The sequence below is a fragment of the Nostoc sp. ChiQUE01b genome (genome assembly GCF_034531255.1).
In the GTDB taxonomy this organism is placed as follows: Bacteria; Cyanobacteriota; Cyanobacteriia; order Cyanobacteriales; family Nostocaceae; genus Nostoc.
This window is the reverse complement of record NZ_JAVRBM010000014.1, coordinates 21127-42686: the sequence shown is the minus strand read 5'-3', so window position 1 is coordinate 42686 and position 21560 is coordinate 21127. Positions and strand designations below refer to the sequence as shown.

The window sequence follows — 21560 nt, the reverse complement described above, 5'->3', positions numbered from 1 at the left end:
GTGCTGTTGCCTAGCCCCGGCTTTTGACGATCAGAAATTTGCCTTTACAACTGATATCATTTCTTTGTGATGCTGCGCTAAACCTTTGAAAATAATTGCTTACTCTTACACCGATCCGCTATTAGAATCTTCTCTTGATCGAGCCGATTGGGGTTGGGAGGTGGATCGGGTTTATGAAGATTTGGGCAAGCCAGACTCTTCTGAACGATCGCAATTACAACAATTATTTACCGATTGCCAAACGGAACCAGCAGATTATCTTTTGATTCGTCGGTTGGAAGAATTGGGGGATACTGTGGAGGAAATTAGCGATCGCCTCAATCAACTCGAAGTCATGGGAATCGCAGTAATCGCCACTGAACAACCCTACACTTCCGAAAATTACCCTCTGGGGGCTAACTTGCTGAATTTGCTACACGCAATCCAACGTCAGCAACGTAGTCGTCGCATCCGCCAAGGACACGCCCGTAATCGTCTTGAGGTTGCACCGCCACCGGGCAAAGTTCCCTACGGCTATCGCAGAGGTAAGGGAAAATATACCATTGATCGCAGTACTTCACCAGTAGTCAAAGATTTTTTTGAACACTTTTTACTCTATGGTTCCCTGCGGGGTTCAGTGCGTTACTTGGCGAAAAAATACGGCAAGAAAATCTCCGTCACCACCGGAAGACGCTGGCTGACTAATCCAGTCTATCGCGGCAATACAGCTTACCAAAATGGTGAAATTATCTCCAATACCCATATTCCGATAATTTCTAAGGAAGAAGCAGCCCAAGTTGACCGACTTTTACGCCGTAACAGCCGTTTACCATCCCGAACTGCTAGCGCACCGCGTTCTCTCGCTGGGTTGGTTGTCTGCGCTGAGTGTCACTCGCATCTGACAGTTACCCGTGTTACCCAACGCAACCAAGATAAAGAGTATCTTTATTTACGTTCTACTACCTGTCCCCAAAACCCCAAGTGTAAGGCTATTCCCTACCAAGAAGTGTTAGAACATACCATTGAAACCGTTTGCCGTGATTTACCTCTGGCGGTAGCAGGAATGAATTTTCCCCAGTTGGATGCAGTCAAGAATAGTTTAGGGCAAGCGATCGCTCGTCAGCAAGAAATACTTGCTCAGTTACCCGCTTTAATTGAAACTGGAATTTTAGATGACGAAACAGCAAAGTTAAGGGCTTACAAACTCCGCACAGAAATTTCTGCACTCGAAGCAAAGCTAGCAACTCTCCCCCCGGTTAACTTGCGTTCTGTTGCTCAAGCTGTTTCTATACCACAATTTTGGTTAGATTTGTCGGAAACAGAACGACGATTTTACTTTCGAGAATTTATTAGGCAAATTGAGATTGTTTGTCAGAATAAAGAATTAAAACTCCAAGTTATTTTTATTTTTTGAGTTAAAGGGCGGTTATAAATGGGAGTATCTCACCTTTGCAAATATACTCCAGTAATGGGTCTTGTCAGCTTTTGGTGATGATGGAAGGTTATGCGCTTTAAGGCAGGAGGCAGAGGGGGTGTCCGCCCTATATTTTACGAGCGCATTGCAGAATGTGAGTTTTAGTCTGCGATCGCCCCGTGGTTGATTACCAACATAGAGCATTCAATTGTTGAATAGGTTATGAGAAATGCTGTCTCATAACCCATTTCACCTCAACCCGCCACACAAGCGGTTTTAGTGTCCTAGTTTCATAAATATCGGGAAATATGGCTTAGGTTAGACTTTGGCGGTTTCCTTTTCTTGTTGCTGACGTTTGCAACGTAACGCTACACCAATAGCACCAACTGTTAATAAACTTAAGATAGTAGAAGGTTCAGGAACGGATTGAGAATCAGCAGCCATTGGGGTTTCTAGTTTTATGAAGTTTACTCCAAATGCATCATTAACAGGAGTGGAGACTTTAAAAGAAGCGATATCAAAGATACCACCTCGGTCTATTGTCAAAGTAGTACGACCGTTAGGACCAAGTGGTAAGTTATTAGCCACAGAGGATAATAAAGCTCCACCTGCGTCAAAAACTTCTAGCAGAAGTTGCCCTGGATTAGAAGCACCAGCTTCAATTGAAAGGAAACTTGTCAATCCATTGTTGAGAGTTCCTGGTAACACAATTCGACCATCCACTGGAGAAATGAGGTCAACATTATTGCTACTGTTTACTCCACCAAATGCTAAAGGAGGATCGTTAAAGATACCTTCACGTCCACCAAAACTAAAATCAACGCCTTTGTTAATAAATGCTGTTCCAACTTCTCCCCCTGAAGCTAGCTCTCCGAATGGAGGTGATACGACTACTGGTGGAACACCGTCTCCTGGCGAAAAAGAAATTTCTGCTGCTTTAGCTGAAGTAATAGTACCAAGTAAAATAGCAGTTATAACTCCTCCTGCACTAACTATTGGTAACTTTTTCTGGAACCTGTTTTTTAGGATAAATCCAGTTAATGTTCTCCCTAGAAAAGCTTTGCGTAACTTATTTTTCACTTGAAATATTGTCATTAAAATCATTTTTTTAAATAGGTAGAGGTTGATAGTAGATTGACTTAGTATTGAGATTTACTATTCATCTCAAAGTCGCAAGCATAAACTCCCACAAGATGCATTTACACAGCAATAGGTAAGTGCTGCTTGTTATACAAAATTGCAGATATGGCTTAAACTTTAATAGCTTTTTATTTGAGTTGCTGGCGATGTATTCAGTGTTACTAATTACATACGAAAAATCAACTACTACAGGCTTAATTTATGGAATCTTTAAAGTACTGAAGGTTACTTTAAATGTTTTTACCTACGAAAAGTTATATTTTATAAGAGTTGTAGTCACACTTATGTGTTTATTGCTTAAATAAAGACGTTATATTCACCTGAATTGGTAACTAGCAACTTGAATTATTATTTCATCCATAGTAATATTTAATTTTAGCGTGGCTTTAAATGATTAGTTGCACTCGCTCAGACTAGAACTGAATCCTTAAAGCGCACAGTGCCTCTCAATGAACCGCCAGAGGTTCCACCTCATATTTATCCAGGTCGAGCAAGTCTAAATTAGCTAAAAGCCATTGCTCTGCAACAGCTATAGCCGGCTTTGTCGGTATTAGTCGTACAACGTTAAGCACTCCTACATTTCCTGAACGCTAGGGACGCAGTGACTGTGGTATTAGAAGCTTGGTTTCCCCAATGAGCAACTGGCGTGCGAATTCCATTCACCCTAGCTTAAGTTGACTATTTTTGAGACGGTTGATCCTTAGTATAGGCAACAGGTTTTGGCCCTGCATTGCGCACATTGATAACTTTGTTGAGGATATCAAACCAAAAAGGCGCACCCATAGCAATAGCAAAACCACTCACTACCCAACCGCAAATTAATTTAAAAACCTGTGAAATTCTGATGTAAACTCTATTCGATTTTGTCGTATCTAATAACTCAAACTGTTGATTAATATTTTGCCATCCAATCGGGATAGAAGCATTTCCTAATAGTTTTTCAATATCCCTTCTGGCTGTTTCATCATTGATATAATCGATTCGTTGACTTGCACTTTGAGTAATGGTAGAGCGGATAACCGAATCCTCTGATAGTCTTTTAACCAAGTGAAATGTATCAGTATTGGTTAAAAAGGCAACTAATATTCCAATTAAAATAGCAACTCCTTTGGCATTGCGCTTATAAACACCGCTTGCTCGATCCATAGAGCGATCAAACCATGTTTCTACTTCATTTTTAAATTGATTCGCTTCTTCTGTGAGATCGCCAATCTTTATTCTGCTACGTTGAGCAATTACACTAAGGCTCTTGATTAAATTATTCGGAACTTCATCAGGTAACTCATTATTAACAAAATCTATAAATTTCTGGTCAATATCTCCATAAATTTCTTGAATTTTTGTGTAACTTGCACTATTGGGATTATTAATACCTTTTTTCAGTTCTTTATAAGAGGCTAATATCATGTGCAAGTTAGTTCTTGATTCTTCACTAGGATGTTTAACATGATTAATTAGCTGGGGAATTTTTAAGGTATCTAATAAAGTAGTTGCAAATGTTTCAGAAGGAAGATAGGAAGGGCCGCTTTGTTTTTCTAGTATTTGTTTATTAGGGTTTTTAGTAATTTCCTGGAAATGCTTTTCTACTTTACCCTTGGCTTGCTGATTCAATGTATTAATCAAAGGATCGTTATAAAGTTTCTGTACCAACTGGATTGCATTAATAATATCTGATTTTTCACTTTCACTACCACCTGCTAAAAGTAATTCAATTGAAGTTCTTAAATGTTTAGCTCTCCATTGTAATAATGTGGCAATTAGTTCCTGGATTTCCGAAGCTAGCAAGCTCAAAATCAAGTAAATAAAAACTAAGCCAAGAGTAATATCTACAACTACAGGTAAATTCATTGACAGTCTCCAATAATTTTTTATCTTTTTATTGTTATAAAAAATGCTTAGAGAAATTATACAACATAGATATTAAAATTAAACAGCTACTTAACTAAAATTAAAAAAGTAAAATTAGTTTATTTAAATAATATTAATAATTATTGAATTAATTTTTTAGATAATAAATAATTAGGTTTATTTATAATGCTATTATTCAATAAATATAGATAATTATTTAAATATTCAGCATACAATTGAATTAGTGTAGCGATCGCTTCCTAAGTTTCTGAAATTAGCTAGATAAAAACTAAGTAGATAAAATTTAAACTAAGGCTCACATACAAAATAAAATACAAGTTTATTTACGGACTATTTAACAGGTAATAAATTATCGATTACTTGTATTATTTTTATCATTTTTAACTTAAATGTTATTTAAACAACCAATATAATTTTTTCAAAAAATAGCGCTAATTAGAAAAAATTGAGTTAATCTTGGAAACTAGCAATTGTTAAAAACATACGTTGTTACTGGGTGGCAACATTGGAGATTCGCTAGATGTCTCTATGTAATCAAACCAGCAAGTAAAATGATTACCAGAGAATATGCAAGAAGGAAGCTTTATTTGGAGTCATTTGGAAAAACAGCATCGCACGGTTGGCAAATGGATTGATTGGGTATGGCTAATAGTATTGCTGTTGGCAGCAGTATTACTGTTTAGCATCAATCTGGGAGGGTTGCCGCTGCGAGATTGGGATGAAGGTACTGTGGCACAGGTTGCTCGTGAAATTTGGCACGCCCCATCAGGTTCAATGCCTTGGCTTTACCCAACGTTAGGAGGTGAACCATATCATGACAAGCCGCCTTTGATGCATTTGCTAATAGCTTGGGCTTATTCTCTAGGAGGCGAAAATGAGTTGACAACACGCTTACCTGGAGCAATTTTAACAGCAACATCTGTACCTTTACTGTATTGCATTGCTCGAGAAATATTTCGCCAACGTTGGGCTGCTATTTATAGCGCCTTGATTTACCTAACAATGCTACCCGTGGTACGTCATGGGCGGCTGGCAATGTTAGATGGAGCGATGGTAAGTTTTTTGATGGTGATGATGTTGTGCGTATTGCGATCGCGCCGAGATTTACGTTATTGTCTTGGTGTTGGTGTTAGTTTTGGGTTTATTTGTTTAACTCAAGGACTGCTAGGTGTATTACTCGGTGCGATCGCACTTGTATTTCTGTTTTGGGATACGCCACGACTGCTCACTTGTTACTATCTCTGGATCGCAATCTTAATTGGCATTCTACCTGTAGCTGGTTGGTATGGTGCCCAACTAATTCACTATGGTTATACTTTCGCCCAAATTGGTATTGCCAACCCATCAGCAGTCCGAATTGGCTCAGTTGTAGAAGCTAATTCTGAACCACCTTGGTACTATGTAATTGAACTTCTCAAATACACATGGCCGTGGTTATTATTCTTACCACAAACTGTCCGCTTAACTTGGGAAAATCGTAACCTTAGCTGGGCAAAACTAGTAATGGCATGGAGTGGGGTTTATCTACTGGTAATTTCTTTCATGATTACCAAAGTTCCCTGGTATCTATTCCCGATTTACCCTAGTTTAGCCTTAGCTTTTGGTATCCAGTTATCAGATACGGAAAATTCGCCTTTACTCTCATCTTATCCCCGTGCTTGGGTTGCCGGTTTAGCAATACTTGCTGTGGCTGCTTCTGCTGGTAGCATTTATTTCAGTGCGGGTACAACACCAAAAACAGACTTACAACTGATTTTTGCCGCCGTAGCTTTAACTATGACCTTAGCAGCTATTTTGGCAGAACGAGGCGACGGGCAATTTCTGAAGATTTTGTTTTGGGGAAGTTATATTTCGCTGCTGCTGTTAATGAAATCTAACTACTGGGTTTGGGAATTATCACAAGCCTATCCAGTTAAACCAGTCGCCGCCATGATTGTACGAGCAAATCCAGCGACGAGGAAGATTTACACATCTTTTCCCTACCATCGTCCCTCGTTGGATTATTATAGCGATCGCACCATCATTCCCGCTTCTGTTGGTGAACTAGAATATTATTGGCACTACAACGGCCAACCCTACTTCCTGCTTCATGCATCTGCTTTCAACAATCTTCAACTAGAGTCGATGAAGCTAATTGACCAAGCTGAAGGTTGGAAGTTAGTCACAAAAGATACTAATCGGCTATAAATATGGGGGATTGGGCATTGGGCATTGAGAAGCGTCAAATTCTCCCTGCCCCTAATCCTCAGAGGGGGCCCCGAGTTCCTCGCCTGCGGGGAGGGGCTGGGGGTGGGGTGTTAGAGGACTACTGCAAGAGGTCTATTGTCCAAAAGATAATGATAATCGTATAGCGATCGCGTTCTTCCAAAAAGTGTAAAAAACCTGCAATTTAGTTTGAAGAAATGATAAACCGCGTAGTTTTGCGGTTTTGCTGGCGAAATTGATTTCTCTATGCTTTGAATGTGACGAAATATTTCGTTCGTTCAGTTTGGCAATTAGGTGCTTACAATAATGCCGCAAAATCTTTCATCGTTACCAGAACCAGTCAGAAGGCTTGAGACAGCAGTAAACCAACCATTTTCAGAAGCGTGGGCGAAGAAGTATTTGCGAAATTTAGCTGAACAGGACGATCGCATCGAAGTTCTCAAGGTCAGTGAAATCGCAAAAGAGGTTGCAAAAACGTTAACACAGGCACTCCGAACCACGAGTCTTCAAGCGTGGGGAAGAACAGAAGCGCTTTTGTCTCAAGAGGTGATTCGGCATCAAATTGACCCTGAATTAATTAATCCGTGGGAAGTTACAAAGGATACTCACCAGATTTATCAAACTGCCCTCTCAGCATACAGCGAACAGATTTCTCCAGCGAAGTTTTCTACGCGGATTGCCAGGGATTTGGGAAAAATTCGGCAGAAGTACACAGCAGATGATCCGAGAGTGATTGGGTTCATTAGTATGCAGTTTCACTACAGCGGACAAATACTACTGAACTTAACACCACCAGTGCAGCAAGCATCGCTGAGGGATTACTTTAAAGTGATTGATGACCATCTCTATATGCCGCTCCAGCGTGCTTACCAGGCAGCAGCAGAATATGCTTACGACGCGCCACCATTACAAGCTGTCCAGCAACTTTTGCCCTTATGCAGCGAGATTGCGACCAAGATTGCAGAACAGGTGATGCAGATGTATCCCAACTATCAATGCCATACAGGTCGTTTAAATGACACCAACATTCAAATTTCGAGTGTCCGTGATATAGAGATGTTCCAGGTATATCTATGGGTCTGTGTTTTGGAGAACAACATTAGTGCCATACAACAAGAGTTATTTCCACTGTGTGTTATGTTGTATCCTCGATTAAAGGTGCGCTGGGAATTGGTGCGGCAATTAATTCACTTGCTCGGCACTGAGATCCGCTCTCGTTTGGAAGCAGAACAGGCTGCTTATTTTCTCGCTTACTATGAGTCGTTACAGACAATCTTTTCACCCCAAGTATTGCCAGACAGTAAATTTTAGATGCTGTGGCAATACGGTTCAGTTAAGAAAATTTATCCGTTGAGGTAGGCAGGGGGAGCAGGGGATGCAGGGGAAGCAGGGGGAGAAAAAAAAGCTTATCTGAACCGTATTGGATGCTGTAGTGTCCCGATTTTCAAATTAATATGATAATTAAATAAGCATAAATAAAAAACAAAAGTTTGTAGTTAGCATTTTAGGGCTGAAAATACTTCCCTTGGGTACTAAAGTACTTATAGCCGTAGCCACATATGTTAGGACAATGTTGATTGCTAAAAGCCTTGATTTCACTGGGTTTATACTCAGCACTCAGCACGGGCTAAACGCCCCGCTTCCGCTAACAGCACTCAGCACTTTGCTATACCTAATCAGCAATCAGTCTTTCAGCGGACATAATATCAAACCGCATCCTATTTGGGGCAATAAGACACGGTTGTATCAGAGTATTTATATAATATTACAAAAATCAAAGTAGAATTTGATTTATACAAAAGTAATCCATTTACTGAGATTTGTTGCCTAAGTCATTAACTTTCTCTGTTGTGGGAAGAATTTGGCTATCATAGCTTGTCTTTTCTTGGGTCAAAGCGATCGCACTAAAGAAAATGGCACTACCTACAGCCAAGGCTACCATAGGACGCTTGAGTAGGACAAAATCTCTGATAATCCTCGCTAAAGGTCGGCTTTGACGACGTAGCGACGAAGACATCATCAATTGTCTCCAAGTAAACGGATCGCGGACATAATGACCACTTTGGCAAACTACTAGCCTTTCCTGGCAATAGGGACAGCAAAACAAGCCCATGCGTGTTTTAATTGGTTTTGGCGTAGCATTTCTTTGGCAAATTGGGCAAGTAACATAATGATTATCAAAAGTGTGTATATTCATTTACCTCATCCGCCTAGTCCATTTACTCGCTCTATAACAATAGCTATATTGAATTGGGTCAATGTACGATCTGACATCAGGCATCAATCATACATACATTCTATTACTACCAAGGACGGCTCAATAGTCGCAACACGAGTATAGCTAGATTTAAACAAGGATGACTCATGGTTAATGTTTACGGGTACGTCCACCCAGCCGAAAAAACTTTGTTGTCTCTAGAAAAAATAGCGTTGGGCGTAGCTCCCGCCCCACTAGCAGCAGCTACGCCCAATTTAGGCATCGCTGACCCTTAAATAATAATTCTCTCTCATTTAACCGTTCTCCCCACACAAATTTTGCACAATCACATTTTTAGCTAAAGCTTTGTAAGTTAAGCAAATAAAGTCTACTTGTCCGGTTGCTAAATAATGGCTCACAATGATAAGTAACAGATAAAAATTTAAATTTTTTCTTACATTTACCCCGCCTCTCAATGACTCTCTTGCCTCCCACTCAACTGAGGAAGGTAACGGAACAACCTGCCTTTCCTACACCTTCCGCTCGTTTAGCTCACCTAATTAATCGTTTTCAACCATCTCCAGAGACAGTTGTGCTGTTTTTAGCCATGCTCATTGGCGGTGGTACTGGTATGGGTATAGTCACCTTTCACTATTTAATCCAGTTGGTTCACCAGCTGATGCTGGAAAATTTAATGGGTCAAATTGGCGCTTGGGGTGCTTGGACTTTAGCCTGCGTTCCCACCCTTGGCGGATTAATTGTTGGCTTGATGCGCTGGCGCACTCAAGACTTTGGCCCTGGACTTTCATCTCTCATCGCCGCCTCTCAGGGAACAGAGATTAGGCGACCACTAAGACCAGTGACAAAAATGCTGGCTGCATCTGTTTCTTTGGGGAGTGGTGCTTCTTTGGGGCCAGAGGGGCCGAGTGTCGAAATTGGCGCAAATTTTGGGATGTTGTTCTCTGAGATCCTCAATGTATCTCAAGAACGACAACGTTTGCTGTTGGGTGCTGGCGCGGCGGCTGGACTTGCGGCGGGATTTAATGCTCCCATTGCTGGAGTATTTTTTGCCCTAGAAGTGGTGATGGGAGCGACATCTTTCGCTACTTCTGCTGTCAGTGTGGTGCTGTTAGCGGCGGTGGTAGCAGCATTAATTGCCCAAATTGGTTTGGGGGCCCAACCTGCTTTTGATTTACCTGTTTATCAAGTTCGCAGTCCCTTGGAATTACCTCTTTATCTTGGTTTGGGTTTGGGGGCCAGCCTAGTTTCTCTGGCTTATACTCAATCAATTCGGGGAGCAAAAGCCTGCTTTGCTGGGAAGGTTCCAGGTTTTGATTTTTTGGGACGAATTCCTCAGCCGATTCATCCAATTATTGGTGGTGCAATCATTGGCGCTGTTGCTTTGCACTTCCCGCAAATTCTGGGTGTCGGTTATGAAACTGTAGAAGCAATGCTTCAAGATGTGGAGTTTCCACTCTACTTATTGGTGGTATTGTTGTTGGTGAAGTTATTAATGACTGCAATTAGTGCGGGTAGCGGTTTCATCGGTGGTTTGTTCGCACCAGCAATGTTTTTAGGTGCTTCTTTTGGATCGGCTTACGCCAAAATGTTAGCTGTAGCATTCCCGACAATTTGCGATCAAATGGCGGCTCCCCCAGCTTACGCAATGGTGGGAATGGCAGCAGTGCTGGCTGCTAGTGTGAGAGCGCCGTTAACGTCTATTTTGATGCTGTTTGAATTAACCCGCGACTATCGAATTGTTTTACCGTTGATGGCAGCTGTAGGTTTGAGTGTTTGGCTAGTAGAAAGGATTAAACCAACTTTTAACTCTAACTCTAATCTACAACAGATTGGACTTTCGGAATTGAAAGATGAACAAGCGGAAATTGTGCAGCAAATTTTGGTCGAAGATGCCATGTACCCCTGTCCCAAAAAGTTACCTGCAACTCTGGGAATATTAGATGCAGCTGTGGAAATGATCCGCGATCGCGTCCGTAGTGCTTTAGTATTTGATGAAGCAGAGCAATTAGTTGGTATACTTTCTTTAGAAGATATTAATCGTGCCCTTGCTATTTGGCAAACATACCCAAATTCACTAACTGAAATTCCGGATAATTTATCTAGTCAAACCCTCATAGACATTTGTACTACTGAAATTCTCTATGCATGGCAAGATGAACTTTTATCTGAGGCTTTAGACCGCATGAGTCTTCGAGGTTTACATCAATTACCAGTGGTAGCACGAGATAAACCCGATCGCATTTTGGGTTTATTAGAAAAAGAGCAAATTGCATTAACCTGTAATTTAGCAGTAACGCGCAAGGCACTTCGCCACTATTTACCAGTCTTACCCACTACAGATATAGTCATTAGTCATTAGTCATTGGTCATTGGTCATTGGTCATTGGTCATTGGTCATTGGTCATTAGTCATTAGTCATTGGTCATTAGTCGTTGGTCATTAGTCATTGGTCATTATTTTTCACCAAGGACAAATGACACTTGACTAATGACTGTTTATAGTCATTGTTTTTCACAAAGGACAAAGGACAAATGACAAATGACCATTTATTAAGCCGTGGCTTCTATAGCTTCATCATCTTCGCGATCTTCTGGATCTACCTGTCTCAGACGAATGTGCTTTTTGCCTAAAGTGATCAGAAACTCATCTCCTGGTTTAAGATTCATCTGTTTTGTATAAGCTGAACCTATAAGTAAGTTACCATTCGATTGCACACTAATTCTATAGCTAGCACTACGTCCACCACGCCCATTAGCACTGGGTGTACTGTCTAACTGAATGCCTTCAGCATCAATTAGGGCATTTAAGAACTTCATCATATTGACGCGCTCTATACCATTTTTGGTAACGGTATAGTAGCCGCACTTCTTGGCTTTGTCTTCTTTGCTCTCGTTCTCTAGCTCTTTGACTTTTTTGAGCAGTTCTTCGCCGAGTAGGGGTTCAATTTTTTTCTGTTTAGGCATCAACTTAGGTCGAAAATGAATGTTTGAAGTGTTTGAATCGATTTTATTTTAGCTGAGGTTGAGCTAACAGGAACATAATCCTTTAGTTTTTATCTCAACCTAGCCAAGTATATTACACTCAGCTGCACAATTGTTATGCCATTAACAATATTGCCAAGACAATTTATTTTAGAGAATGCTGGCAATGCTGATAACTATATATATAGTTTGTGAATTACTGCTAGACTATATAAGTTTTAAGTTTTCTAAACTAACGCTCTAAAAGTTGTCTATTTCTTAAGGATGAGAACTGAGTCACAGAATGATAAGCAAAACTGATCCTTAGTCATGGGTCACTTGTACTGAGCAAACGCGAACAGCGTCTCATAGAAAAGTTGAAGTATTGGTCATTGGTTATTTACAAAGGACAAATGACAAATGACAAATGACAAACAACAAAGCTTGCCAAAATGAAATTAACTACCAGAGGACACTATAGTGTAAAGGCGTTGCTAGATTTGAGTTTACAGCCAAGATATGGGCCTGTATCGGTGAGAACGATCGCTAAACGCCAAGATATCCCAGCTCCTTACCTCGAAAAACTACTAATAGAAATGCGTCGTGCGTCTTTAGTTAAATCAATTCGTGGTAGCATCGGCGGATACCAATTGGCCAGAGAGCCTGCACAAATATCTATAGGACAAATTTTAGAAGCTGTTGGTGAGACTAGCCATTTACCTCATCACACCCCAGCACCGACACAAGCTGAAGATTGGGTAACGTTTAGCCTTTGGCAGAGACTCAACCAAAAGGTTAAAGAAGCTTTATATAGTATTACTCTGGCAGACCTTTATTACGATGCTCGAAGTCGGCAAGCATCCCTTGGAGAAGAAGCTAGTTTTGTGGTTTAGTCAATAGTCGAAATATTAACCCTTGACTCGTGACTTATGACTAATAATATCTATATCTTAATAATTGCAGCATTTTTAGATTACTTAATTGGCGATCCTTGGGATTGGCCTCATCCAGTGCAAGTTATGGGGTGGGTAATTTCTCGCCTGACCAAGTTTTTTCTCCACTTATGTCAAAATTCTCTAACACAACGCCTAGCTGGAATTGTACTAGGTATTATCTTAATAATTGGTAGTGGTCTTGTTGGCTTTTTGATTATTCAAATTGTCAGATGGGTTCATCCACTCTTAGGAATTGCAATAGATAGCATTCTTTTGGCTAGTTGTTTTGCTGGCAGAAGTTTGCGAGCAGCAGCGGAGGCTGTTTTACAACCTTTAACAGTCGGAGATTTGGAGAAGGCTCGGAAGATTTTAAGTAATTACGTTGGTCGAGATACCCAAAACCTCTCACAAGCAGAAATTTCCCGAGCCATTTTAGAAACGGTTGCAGAAAATGCCACCGATGGGGTAATGGCTCCGCTTTTTTATGCAATTGTTGGTGTCTTTATACCAGTTGTGGGGCCAACTCCCTTGGCTTTAGCATATAAAGCCAGCAGTACCCTTGATTCAATGGTGGGCTATCGAGAAGCACCCTATACTTATTTAGGATGGTTCTGTGCGCGGTTAGAAGATTGTTTGACTTGGCTACCTTGTCGGTTAACAGTTGCGACTCTGGCGCTGCTATCGGGTAAACCGATGCATATTTGGCAAATTTGTCGTCGGGATGCAATTAACGATCCTAGTCCCAATTCTGGCTGGAGTGAGTGCGCCTATGCTGCATTTTTGGGTGTGCAGATGGGTGGTACAAATTGGTATCGGGGGGTAGCTAAGTACAAACCTCTGCTAGGAGATGCTATTTATGCCATTACTGCAACTTCTATTCAAAATGCTTTGCAGCTGACTCGATATTGTTTTTTGCTATGGTTAGGGATAGCGATCGCAATATTCTTAATGCTCCCAAATAAAATGTAAAGTTAGGAGTTAGGAGTTAAGAGTTAAGAATAAAAACTCCTAACTCTTAACTCATCACTCCTCACTGATCACTTGCTATGTCTGCCAAAGTAGTTGAAATTCTCTCATCCCAAGAAATCCGTCGTACCTTGACTCGTCTTGCCTCTCAAATTGTCGAAAGGACGCGTGATTTGTCTCAACTGGTGCTTCTTGGTATTTATACCAGGGGTGCGTTATTAGCCGAATTATTGGCGCGTCAGATTGAGACGCTTGAAGGTGTAGCAGTCTCAGTTGGTGCTTTGGACATTACATTTTATCGAGATGACCTTGACAAAATTGGATTGCGGACTCCAACGAAAAGCGAAATTCCTTTTGACCTGACTGGGAAAACGGTTGTACTCGTGGATGATGTGATTTTCAAAGGACGGACGATTCGCGCTGCTTTGAACGCAGTCAACGATTATGGTAGGCCAGAGATGATTCGTTTAGCTGTGTTAGTAGACAGAGGCCATCGAGAATTACCAATTCACCCGGATTTTATTGGCAAGAAGTTGCCTACAGCTAAAGAAGAAATTGTCAAAGTTTACTTACAAAATTGTGATGGACGAGATGCAGTAGAGTTGATTGCAGATTAGGCTATGCAGGCAGGGGGCAGGGGGCAGGAGGCAGAAGGCAGGAAGTACAAACTTTTTATGTCTGATGCATGAATCCTGCATTTTGTCACTCATGTACTTAAAAAATAATCTCAGTAATCAAGCGGACATGAGATTACGGGTAAGGGTAACTGTGAAAAGAAGTCTGTACAACCTCGTTAAAAAATAGACCTCTTGCAAAAGTCCCCTAACACCCCACCCCCAACCCCTAAGAGCCTGCTCTTAGGGGAGAATTTGATGTATAGCAGTCGAAGCATAGGTTAGGACTATGTTGGTTGCTGAAACCTTTGATAATACTGAGTTTCTACTCAGCACGGGCTAAACGCCCCGCTATCGCTAACAGCACGGGCTAAACGCCCCGCTTCCGCTAACAGCACTTTGCTATAAGTCAAAGGCGGGGTGGGTTCTTTTTTTGATTTATGCAAGAAGTCTAATAAAGATTGTTTGGCTGTCTTGTCAGCAAACCACAACTCCTAATGAGAAAATAAGACATTATAACCAAGCGATCGCCATTTGATTGTTAATAAACCTGTTAATCAGACCCATTTTTTTGAATTGAAAGGAAACAAAAGCATTATGGGACATAACTTAGAAGATTAATGCCTCAAAATACTCCTGAAAGCCAGTCCTTATTTAATAAGGTTTGTGTAGAATTTGGTGGTGAGGTTATTTACTTGATTCTCAATTGCAGCAATCCAGGTTTCATTTATGAGTCAGTCTTTTTCTCAAAATCAAGCAAGACGAAATCGCCAACAGAAACTTTGGCAACAAAAATGGAGTTTAAAGACTAAAGCAATAGTTTGGGCACTAAGTATCAGTGTGCTTCCTGTAGTTGCAATTGGAACAGCTACTTACAAATATGGAATTAATTTAATTAACACACAAATTCCGCAAGTAAGACTTGAGAGTGCAAAAATTTCAGCAGAAAGTAAACTTGCTTTACAAAGACAATTGTCATTCTTGTTAACTGGTATGGGAGTGACAGCAATTTTAGCAGGTGCGATCGCTGTTTTTGTGACGAATCGAGTTATGAGTCGAGTCAGCAACGTTGCTGCAATCTCTAATAATATTAAAAAGAGGCTACGTCCAGACAGTGAGTTTACTCAAGTCTTCATCGCTAACCAAGATGAATTAGTGATGTTAGAGAGAAACATCACCTTATTTACAGACCTGCTTTCAGTTTTGGTAGAGGAGAAAGAAGCCGAAACTGATTACTCCCAAATATTAATAAAAATTACCCGTTGGGTGCGAGAATCATTCAATCAAGAAGATGTTTTCAAAACTACCTCAGAAGAAATTCGTAAAGCTTTAAGCATCGATCGCGTAACCATCTTTTGCTTTGAGTCCAACTATAATGGAACCTTTATCGCCGAATCAGTAGCACCGGGCTTACCGAAAATGTTAGGGGTTACAGTCTCTGAGCCGGGATTTGAGGCAGGGTATATAGACAAATATTACAATGGTAGCATCCATGCTATTGATAATATCCATCAAGGCGATCTCAGTAATAGTGATATTGAGTTGCTGGAGCAATTTGCTGTCAAATCTAATTTAATCGCACCTATTCTCAAAGGCAAACAGCTATTCGGTTTATTGATTGCACATCAGTGTTCTAGACTTCGCTCTTGGCAACAGTCTGAGATTGATTTGTTAGCTCAGATAGCCATGCAAGTAGGATTTGCCCTTGACTACGCCAACCTTCTACAACAAGTAGATACCAAGGCAGATAAAGCTCAGGTATTTATCGAAATTACCCGCAGCATTCGCCAATCGCTCAACGAAGAAGATGTCCTCAAAACAACGGTAGAAGAGGTTCGTAAGGCATTGAGTACTGACCGAGTACTGGTTTATAGCTTTTACCCTAATTGGTCTGGAATTATAATTGCCGAATCAGTAATTCCAGGTTATCCCAAAGTTTTGCGGTCTGAAATTCAAGACTTATGTTTTGGTCAGGGTTATGTAGAAAAGTATCAGTCTGGTCGCGTTGTAGCCACAAACAACATTTATGAAGCTGGTTTAGCTGACTGCCATATTAACTTACTCGAATCCTTTGCTGTGAAAGCAAATTTGGTCGCCCCCATTCTCAAAGATGAACAATTATTTGGCTTATTAATTGCACATCAATGCTCCAGACCCCGTGATTGGCAACAATCTGAGATTGATTTATTTGCTCAGATAGCGATGCAAGTCGGGTTTGCCCTCGACCATGCAAGACTCCTGCAACGAATCGAAGCTGAGGGTGTGCAAAGTCAGTTGTTAGCGGATACTATCGGCATTATTCGCCAATCACTCAACGAAGAGGATGTCCTCAAAACCACTGTGGAAGAGGTTCGCAAAGCTTTGAGTACCGACCGAGTAATGGTTTATAGCTTTGATGCTAATTGGTCTGGAATAGTGATTGCTGAATCAGTTGTTCTCACCTACCCAAAAGTTTTGCAAGCTGAAATCCAAGACATCTGTTTCGGTCAAGGCTATGTAGAAGAGTATCAGTCTGGTCGCGTTCTCGCAATCAACAACATTTATGAAGCTGGTTTGGCTGACTGCCATATTAACTTGCTCGAATCCTTTGCTGTCAAAGCAAATCTGGTCGCCCCTATTATTAAAGATAAAGAGCTATTTGGCTTGTTAATTGCACATCAATGCTCCAGACCCCGTGATTGGCAACAAGCTGAGATTGATTTATTTGGCCAGATAGCGATGCAAGTAGGATTTGCCCTCGACCACGCAAGACTTCTGCAACGAATCGAAGCTGAAAGGATGCGAAGTCAGTTACTAGTGGATATTATCCGCAGCATTCGCCAATCCCTCAAAGAAGAGGATATCATCAAAACTACTGTGGAAGAGGTTCGCAAAGCACTGAGTACTGACCGAGTGTTAGTTTATAGCTTTTACGCTAATTGGTTTGGAATTATTATTGCTGAATCAGTGCTTCCAGGTTATCCCAAAGTTTTGCGGTCTAAAATCCATGACCCCTGTTTCACTCAAGGCTATATAGAAAAGTACCAGTCTGGTCGCGTTGTCGCAATCAACAACATTTATGAGTCTAGTTTGGCTGATTGTCACATTAATCTGCTCGAATCTTTTGGTGTAAAAGCAAATTTAGTAGCACCAATTATTAAAGATGAGCAGCTATTTGGCTTGTTAATTGCACATCAGTGTTCTGAACCCCGTGATTGGCAACAATCTGAGATTGATTTATTTGCCCAGATAGCCATGCAAGTAGGATTTACTCTCGATCATGCTAGGCTCCTACAAGCGTATCAAGCTGCTGAAGCTAACTCTGATGAATAGTCGGGGCGCACAGATGTGCATTGGTGTAAACTTAAGGCAAAATCCTTTTAAAAGTCTCGTTTCCAGCAAGAGGCTATTGGTGACAACTTAAGATTCATGTAATTGTCAACAGGTTCATTGGCAGGGGGTAGGGTAGTGGGAAATCCACGGGTAGGGAATCCAGACCATAAGCGTAACAAGAATATACCAGCGCCAGAAAACTCAGTAATAGCAGAGCGAATTTCAGAGCTACTAACACCACTGTATATAACCAACTAAGTTATAGGAATCATATTTGATTTCTGAAATTATCTACGTAGCTGGGGAGTAGGGAGTAAGGCTGAAGGCTTTTCGAGTTGTACGGAGTTTTTTCACGCATGCTAATGATCTGATTGCTTATCTGGTTTCCCCCCAAAACCGTGATTTAGGAATCGTCAAATATTCACGACTATCCAGACACAAAGCGCCTTTGGACTTGTCTGCACACCCTGTTTGACATTAGGGCAATTGCTTTGAGTTGTCAGCAATAGCTTCTGGCTGGAAACGAGGTTTGAAAAGGAGTTTTAGCTGAAGTTGACACCCATGCCTCCTGCCTCACCCCAACAAAGTTGATTTTACATAAATTTACCTTTGAAGTTGTTTGTTAAAATGCTTGCTTTTTGTCGAAAACTGTGAAACACTTTATTAAGCTAAAACTACGGTTTACCGACCGAGATAAAGTAATTTACAGTATCGAGCTGGTGAGAATCTGTATTAAGCGATCGCAATTTCTAGATTTTTAAATATTTATTTCGCAGCATGGATGGGGTGAAGACTTGATGCTTAAGACTTTATAGATGGGGGGAAATAGTAGATGCTGAAGACGTTAACAACCGATTTTGAACTCAACTTAGAAGCAGATGTGCTTGTGATTGGAGGTGGGCCAGCTGGAACTTGGGCAGCTTGGAGTGCTGCATCAAGTGGAGCTAGAGTTGTCCTGGTAGACAAAGGATACTGTGGTACGACTGGATGCGCTGCTGCATCTGGTAATGGTGTGTGGTATGTGCCACCAGATCCAGAAGCACGAGAAACAGCAAAGGCAAGTCGGGAATCCTTGGGTGGGTTTTTAGCCGATCGCAACTGGATGGATCGGGTACTGAATCAGACTTATATAAACGTTAATCAGTTAGCAGAGTGGGGTTATCCCTTCCCTACCGACGATGAAGGTAAACCCTATCGGCGATCGCTGCAAGGGCCGGAGTATATGCGGCTGATGCGGCGGCAAATTCAACGCGCTGGAGTCAAGATTTTAGACAACAGCCCCGCCTTAGAATTACTGGTTGATGAGGATGGTACTGTTGCTGGTGCAACAGGTGTGAACCGTCAGACTGGTAAGAAATGGCTAGTGCGATCGCAGTCCACAATTATCGCAACAGGTGGCTGTGCATTTCTTAGTAAAGCGTTAGGATGTAACGTCCTGACGGGGGATGGTTATCTGATGGCGGCAGAAGCAGGAGCTGAGATGTCGGGTATGGAATTTTCTAATGCTTACGGCATCTCTCCCGCCTTTTCTTCAGTCACCAAAACCCTGTTTTATAATTGGGCAACCTTCACCTACGAAGACGGTACTGTAATTCCGGGTGCAAGTTCTCATAGACGTTCAGTAATAGCTCAGACATTACTGCAACAGCCAGTTTATGCCATCATAGACAAAGCGGCGGAATCGATGCGGGCATCTATGCGTTTAGCACAGCCCAACTTCTTTTTACCCTTTGACCGTGCAGGTATTGATCCATTTACTCAACGTTTTCCTGTGACTCTGCGCTTAGAAGGAACTGTGCGCGGTACGGGAGGAATTCGGATTGTAGATGAAAGTTGTGCCAGTTCTGTACGGGGACTCTATGCGGCTGGAGATGCCGCTACACGGGAACTGATTTGTGGCGGATTTACTGGCGGTGGTAGCCATAACGCGGCTTGGGCAATATCTTCTGGCTATTGGTCGGGGAAATCGGCTGCTGAATATAGCCGCAGTTTGGGGGAACAGAGAACTCAACGACAAGTTAAGGGTGTTGGAGAGGTAGGATTACAGAGTGGGAGCGATCGCTCCTTAGTGACTGATGAAATTATTCAAGCAGTCCAAGCCGAAGTATTTCCCTATGAAAAGAACTATTTCCGTACAGAACAAGGCTTAACTGAGTCTTTGGGTAAGCTAAATCATCTTTGGCAAGAACTCCGCAGTAGCCAGGTAACATCAGAGAAAGAGCTTCCCAAGGCGCGAGAAGCTGCGGCGATGGTAGCTACAGCACGATGGATGTACAGCAGTGCCATTGAACGTAAAGAAACTCGTGGTATGCACAAACATCTAGACTATCCAGAACTTGATGCTAACCAGCAACATCACCTAATTAGTGGCGGATTAGATCGGGTTTGGGTGAAAACTCAGCCACTACTCAATACAGAAGATATTTCCCAATCTAAAATCAAAAATCCAAAATCTAAAATAGGGGTGGCAGTGTGATTGAGTTGGTCAGTGAGTCGCGGTGCATAAAATGTAATATCTGCGTGAAGATTTGTCCAACTAATGTATTTGACAAAGTACCTAATGCAGCGCCAACCATTGCTCGACAGAGTGACTGCCAAACCTGTTATATGTGCGAATTGTATTGTCCAGTTGATGCTCTTTATGTTGCACCAGAGAGTGATGTGACAACTTCAGTTAACGAGGCGGAATTGGCAGAAGTTGGACTACTGGGTAGTTATCGGGAAAACGTCGGTTGGGGACATAAACGCACTTCAACAGCGAAAGCCGATCAAACATTCCAGATTTTGAAGCAGATTAAATAGTGCAGCGGAGAAAATAGTCATGCTGTCGTTCAAAGTAGGAACAGGTTTTATTAGTAAAAATAAATTTACATCAAGATTATCAACTTCAGTAGCTTGTGTCCTATTGCTACTAACTACAGCGTGTAGCCAAGGCGAAACTAAATCTGCTCAATCCATTGAGGCTGTTAATGTCAATAATACTGTTGCTTCCAATAACATTTCTACCCTACGAATAGGTTATGTAGGTAGTTCAGAACCTACAGGATCGCTTGGTTGGGCAAAGAAAAAGGGAATATTAGAACGGGAGTTGCAAAAAGCAGGATTTAAAAACATTACTTTTGCAAGGTTTCCTAACGGGCCGGATCTAAATGAGGCGCTTGTTGCCGGACAATTAGATGTTGGTTCTTTAGGCGATACACCAGCTATAGTTTTGAAAGCTAGGGGTCAAGAAACCCGACTGTTACGGATTAGCCAATTTAATACAACCGCCTGGTTAGTGGCGAGAAAAAATGGGCCGCGATCGCTTGCTGAACTTAAGGGTCAAAAAGTAGCTACTCAAAAAGGTTCTTATATGCATCGATACCTGCTGGGTCTGTTAGCTGAAGCTAAAATTGCCAAGGATGTAAAAGTTGTTCACTTGATGACTACTGAGGCAAAAGCGGCTTTAGAACGTGGTGATGTAGCTGCTTATGCAACTTCAAGCGATCTAGGGCCATATTTGAAATCACAAGGGTTTCCAGTGATTGATTCTTCGGCGAATCATAAGGGTCTTTCAGGGACATCATTAGTTGTCGCAACTGAAAGTTTTTTGGCGAAACAGCCTGATTTTCCTCAGAAATTTAATGCAATTCTCACAGAAGCAGCCAAAGATTTAAAAGCTAATTCTGAAGAATATTATCAGTATCATGCCCAAATTACTAAATATCCCATCGATATTATCAAAGTATCGTTCCCACTAAAACAGGTATCAGAAGAACCATTACCAGCCGAGGGAGTGAAACTTTTAGAGGGTACAAAGAAATTTTTAGTCTCGCAGGGGTTAGCAAAATCAGACTTTAAATTAACAAACTGGGTTGCTGAAGAAAAATAGGGCATGGGGCATTGGGCATTGGGCATGAGGTAAGTGGAGTTTTAATGTTTGTTGGGCACGAGTATTAAAGACTCATT

General features: G+C 41.4%; 17 protein-coding genes. 12 read left to right on the top strand and 5 right to left on the bottom strand.

Annotated elements, in window-relative coordinates; translation table 11 throughout:
• The first annotated feature begins 85 nt into the window (after positions 1-85).
• Positions 86-1393: a recombinase family protein gene (locus RMY63_RS11875; protein ID WP_322728896.1), complete on the top strand. Its 1308-nt coding sequence runs from the start codon at positions 86-88 to the stop codon at positions 1391-1393.
• 318 nt (positions 1394-1711) lie between these two features.
• Here RMY63_RS11875 and RMY63_RS11870 read toward each other — a convergent pair whose 3' ends face one another.
• The 3 genes from RMY63_RS11870 to RMY63_RS11860 form a co-directional block, all read right to left on the bottom strand.
• Entirely contained in the window at positions 1712-2488 is a 777-nt protein-coding gene (locus RMY63_RS11870; protein ID WP_322728895.1) for a PEP-CTERM sorting domain-containing protein, read from the bottom strand.
• Positions 2489-2979: 491 nt separating this feature from the next.
• Positions 2980-3105: a hypothetical protein gene (locus RMY63_RS11865; RefSeq protein ID WP_322728894.1), complete on the bottom strand. Its 126-nt coding sequence runs from the start codon at positions 3103-3105 to the stop codon at positions 2980-2982.
• Positions 3106-3211: 106 nt separating this feature from the next.
• A complete protein-coding gene (locus tag RMY63_RS11860; protein WP_322728893.1) occupies positions 3212-4381 on the bottom strand; it encodes a hypothetical protein in 1170 nt (389 codons plus the stop codon).
• Positions 4382-4969: 588 nt separating this feature from the next.
• Here RMY63_RS11860 and RMY63_RS11855 point away from each other — a divergent pair.
• Together RMY63_RS11855 and RMY63_RS11850 are read left to right on the top strand one after the other, a co-directional pair.
• Entirely contained in the window at positions 4970-6589 is a 1620-nt protein-coding gene (locus RMY63_RS11855; protein WP_322728892.1) for a glycosyltransferase family 39 protein, read from the top strand.
• A gap of 324 nt (positions 6590-6913) precedes the next feature.
• A complete protein-coding gene (locus RMY63_RS11850) occupies positions 6914-7918 on the top strand; it encodes a hypothetical protein (protein ID WP_322728891.1) in 1005 nt (334 codons plus the stop codon).
• Positions 7919-8417: 499 nt separating this feature from the next.
• Here RMY63_RS11850 and RMY63_RS11845 read toward each other — a convergent pair whose 3' ends face one another.
• On the bottom strand, positions 8418-8804 hold the full coding sequence (locus tag RMY63_RS11845) for a hypothetical protein (RefSeq protein WP_322728890.1): 387 nt from the start codon (positions 8802-8804) through the stop codon (positions 8418-8420).
• Positions 8805-8971: 167 nt separating this feature from the next.
• Between RMY63_RS11845 and RMY63_RS11840 the strand changes: the two genes are divergently transcribed.
• Positions 8972-9100 carry a hypothetical protein gene (locus RMY63_RS11840; protein ID WP_322728889.1) on the top strand — a complete coding sequence of 43 codons (129 nt, stop codon included), beginning with the start codon at positions 8972-8974 and terminating at the stop codon, positions 9098-9100.
• A gap of 179 nt (positions 9101-9279) precedes the next feature.
• Positions 9280-11184, top strand: coding sequence for a chloride channel protein (locus RMY63_RS11835; RefSeq protein WP_322728888.1), 1905 nt, complete (start codon positions 9280-9282; stop codon positions 11182-11184).
• A gap of 190 nt (positions 11185-11374) precedes the next feature.
• Here the strand turns inward: RMY63_RS11835 and RMY63_RS11830 are convergent, their stop codons facing one another.
• A complete protein-coding gene (locus tag RMY63_RS11830; protein WP_104909531.1) occupies positions 11375-11788 on the bottom strand; it encodes an AbrB family transcriptional regulator in 414 nt (137 codons plus the stop codon).
• Between the two features lie 449 nt (positions 11789-12237).
• On the opposite strand from RMY63_RS11830, the gene RMY63_RS11825 reads away from it, so the two are divergent.
• From RMY63_RS11825 to RMY63_RS11795, 7 genes are all read left to right on the top strand, one after another.
• Entirely contained in the window at positions 12238-12678 is a 441-nt protein-coding gene (locus RMY63_RS11825; RefSeq protein ID WP_322728887.1) for an Rrf2 family transcriptional regulator, read from the top strand.
• 36 nt (positions 12679-12714) lie between these two features.
• Positions 12715-13689: an adenosylcobinamide-phosphate synthase CbiB gene (cbiB, locus tag RMY63_RS11820; RefSeq protein WP_322728886.1), complete on the top strand. Its 975-nt coding sequence runs from the start codon at positions 12715-12717 to the stop codon at positions 13687-13689.
• Between the two features lie 77 nt (positions 13690-13766).
• Positions 13767-14303 carry a bifunctional pyr operon transcriptional regulator/uracil phosphoribosyltransferase PyrR gene (pyrR, locus tag RMY63_RS11815; RefSeq protein WP_322728885.1) on the top strand — a complete coding sequence of 179 codons (537 nt, stop codon included), beginning with the start codon at positions 13767-13769 and terminating at the stop codon, positions 14301-14303.
• A gap of 726 nt (positions 14304-15029) precedes the next feature.
• Positions 15030-17612, top strand: coding sequence for a GAF domain-containing protein (locus RMY63_RS11810; protein ID WP_322728884.1), 2583 nt, complete (start codon positions 15030-15032; stop codon positions 17610-17612).
• An 832-nt stretch (positions 17613-18444) separates the two neighbouring features.
• Positions 18445-20088, top strand: a complete 1644-nt coding sequence (locus RMY63_RS11805; RefSeq protein ID WP_322728883.1) for an FAD-binding protein — start codon at positions 18445-18447, stop codon at positions 20086-20088.
• The gene (locus RMY63_RS11800; RefSeq protein WP_322728882.1) at positions 20085-20414 is read left to right on the top strand and encodes a ferredoxin family protein; all 330 of its coding nucleotides are present in this window, start codon (positions 20085-20087) and stop codon (positions 20412-20414) included. The genes RMY63_RS11805 and RMY63_RS11800 overlap by 4 nt, the downstream gene beginning before the upstream one ends.
• 19 nt (positions 20415-20433) lie before the next feature.
• A complete protein-coding gene (locus RMY63_RS11795) occupies positions 20434-21483 on the top strand; it encodes an ABC transporter substrate-binding protein (RefSeq protein ID WP_322728881.1) in 1050 nt (349 codons plus the stop codon).
• Positions 21484-21560: the final 77 nt, after the last annotated feature.